The 3,190-nt window shown below is 30.1% G+C and carries 2 protein-coding genes; both read right to left on the reverse strand.

Annotated features, from left to right (window positions below):
* Positions 1–2,799 (reverse strand): SdrD B-like domain-containing protein (locus tag LQ677_RS14465; RefSeq protein ID WP_239749094.1); only part of this gene is annotated, 2,799 nt, incomplete at its 3' end.
* 243 nt (positions 2,800–3,042) lie between these two features.
* On the reverse strand, positions 3,043–3,190 hold a 148-nt coding region (locus LQ677_RS14470; RefSeq protein WP_239749095.1), incomplete at its 5' end, for an LPXTG cell wall anchor domain-containing protein.

Genomic DNA, 3,190 nt, shown 5'->3' on the forward strand with positions numbered 1-3,190 from the left:
ATCTGAGTCTGAATCGCTGTCTGAATCTGAATCGCTATCTGAGTCTGAATCGCTATCTGAGTCTGAGTCGCTATCTGAGTCTGAATCGCTATCTGAGTCTGAATCGCTGTCTGAGTCTGAGTCGCTATCTGAGTCTGAGTCGCTGTCTGAGTCTGAATCGCTGTCTGAGTCTGAATCGCTGTCTGAGTCTGAATCGCTATCTGAGTCTGAATCAGCATCCGCATCAGTATCTTCTTTATAGAATCCTGAATCTATAGACATATCATCTTCATCGTTAATTGTAACTTCAACTTTTAGTCCATCTGAATCTTTTTCATCGTTACCACCTTGATCTTTAACTGTTGGAGTGTATCCTTGTGGTGTTTCAAATTCTACTGTATATTTACCATTTTCTAATTCTCTAAAAATATATTTACCTGTTTCATCTGTTGTTGTTCTAGCAATTTCTTGTCCATCTTTATCTTTTAAAATTACTGTTACATTCCCAATTCCTTTTTCGCCTTCATCTTGTACGCCGTCTTTATTTGTATCTTCCCATACATAATCACCTAAGTTATACTTAGGTTTTTCTTTGTAGAATCCTGAGTCAATAGTCATATTATCAGCATCTTGAATTCTTACATTTACATTAAGACCATCTGAACCTTTAGCATCATCACCATTATTTTCAATAGTTGGTTTATAGCCAGCTGGAGTCTCAAATTCTACTTTGTAATCACCATTCTTAAGTCCTCTAAAAATGTATTTACCTGATTCATCAGTGATTGCTCTACCGATTTCTTGTCCATCTTTATCTTTTAAAATTACTGTTACATTTCCGATTCCTTTTTCGCCTTCATCTTGCACGCCATCTTTATTTGTATCTTCCCATACATAATCACCTAAGTTATATTTAGGTATATTTTCTCCATCACCGTTACCTGAGCCAAATCTAAGAATGTTACGATTATCCCAATAGAATGAGCTAGGGTTACCATAATAATCACGATTTGTTTCTGTAACTCGTGTCAATACATCATTTTCACTTTCATCATAATGACCATCTACTAAAATTACATAAGCTTTATTAATATCACCAAATTTTATATCTGTTGAATTATCATTATTATCAGTAATATAACCATTAAAATTCGCAGTAACATCTTTAAAGTTTCCATCATTTGGATCTACAAAATAACTTTCATTTAATAGATTTGGATTAATTACTTCATAAATTTTATATCTTGTATTATCTGAATTCACTAATGTGCTACTAACAGTTGGATCATCATAATAACCTTTAACATTAACATTTGAACCATAAAGTTGTTTAGCTAATGGGTTAACATATATTACTTGTTTATAAGTTCTTTCACCTGATTTATTATCTATTTTATTAATATTGGATGATATATTGGCGCCATTTGCTCCAGGAACTCCAGCAAATGGAGAACTGTAATCAAGATTGATAGTTGAATTGAATCGCTTACCTGCTATATTAAAACTTACTGGATAATTTCCACTTCTTGGTGATTCTTTTCTATCTGTAAATATCGGAATCTCAAAGTTACCTTTTACTTTTTCTTTCTCATTTACAAAATTAGTGAAGATGTATTTACCTTGTTTTGTTTTTGTATTATAAGTACCAGTAGCTATAATGTCTCCATTTTCATTTTTTAATTTAGCAAGATTCATTTGGTACCCTACTTTACTGTAATCAATGTCCCCGTCTAGAGATAAATTATTAGGAACATCGAATGTAAAGTAATCGCCTTCTTTAATAGAATCAGTTATTCTAAATGATACATTCATATTAGTAAATCCAGATTGATTTGGGTCAAATTTTCTTTTATCTAAATTAAAATTGTTGATAACTACTTTATCATTAACATTCTGACCACTAGCTTCTGTATTTGTATCAACCATAGGCACAGCTCTGAACCCTGTATAGTTTCTAGAAGTCGTAGCTGGCACCTTATTTTTATCGATTTTCTTAGATTGATATCTAATAGCTTCTAAAGAAATCTTCTTTTTCACATCTTCTAAAGAATCTTCCTTAAAATTAATTTTTGCATTATCAATAATTAATTTACGATCGTCATCTGATAAATTTTTAATTTTGTCATCTAATTCATTAACTAAATCTTCTTCAGAAAAATTTGTAGGTTGATCAATTACTTTTGCTTGTGTACTAGAAGTTCCATCTATTGAGACTTCTTCGTTTCTAGAATTTTCAATTTCTAATTCTGTAGGTGTTTTTTCTTCTGTAATTGGTTGTTCTTTAGTTTGATTTACTGAAGTTATATTTTCCTCTATAGATACTGGTTCTGATGCTTTTTTCTCTGTGCTCGATTCTTCAGAAGTAAACTTTTCTGATGCTTTGTCTTCTTGATTTGTTTTTTCAGTTGGTAATATTACTTCTCTATTTTCTTCTGTCGATTTTTCTTCTATAACTGGTTCTTCTGATGATACTTCATCTGTTACATTATCTTCTAGTGTATTTTCTTCTGTGCTCTCTTTTTCTAGTGATGCTTTTTCTGTTACTTTTTCCTCTGTGCTTAATTCTTCTGTTAATGTTGATGAATTATCCCCATTTATGTCATTAGATTTTTCATCATTTTGAGAACTTTTTGATTGTGCTTTTACTAAATCTTCGTTAGATACCTCATCTGCTTTCGCTTCATCACCTAAACCGAATAATAGTGTTGCACCAACCAAAATTGAAGCAGTACCAACAGTGAATTTTCTAATTGAATATTTATTTAATTTATTAGAAATAAAATCTATTTTACCACTTCTTGATTTTGGTTTCTTTTTCATTATTCATTCCTCCTAAAATATCAATTTTTCTTATTGATAAGTCATTTTATTTATATGAGCACTTATCAAAAAATATTATATTTCGGGCTATTCAAATATTCAACACTTTAATTATAAAGATAATATATATATTAAAATTATGTTTATTTTACATTTAATTACATTCATTAAATTGAATTTAAATCAAAAAATAAAGCGGTTATATCATTTGACATAACCACTTTACGAATGTTTAATATAAATTTATTTATCTTCTTTTCTACGACGACCGAATAAGAATAATGAACCCAATCCTGCTAATAAACCACCAATTAAAGTTGTATTAACTTCTGATTCTTCACCTGTATCAGGTAATTGTTTGTTATGGCTTGCTTTATGATCTTGATTATTT

Origin of the sequence: Mammaliicoccus sp. Q-M61 (genome assembly GCF_022386055.1) — a bacterium.
GTDB lineage: Bacteria > Bacillota > Bacilli > Staphylococcales > Staphylococcaceae > Mammaliicoccus > Mammaliicoccus sciuri_A.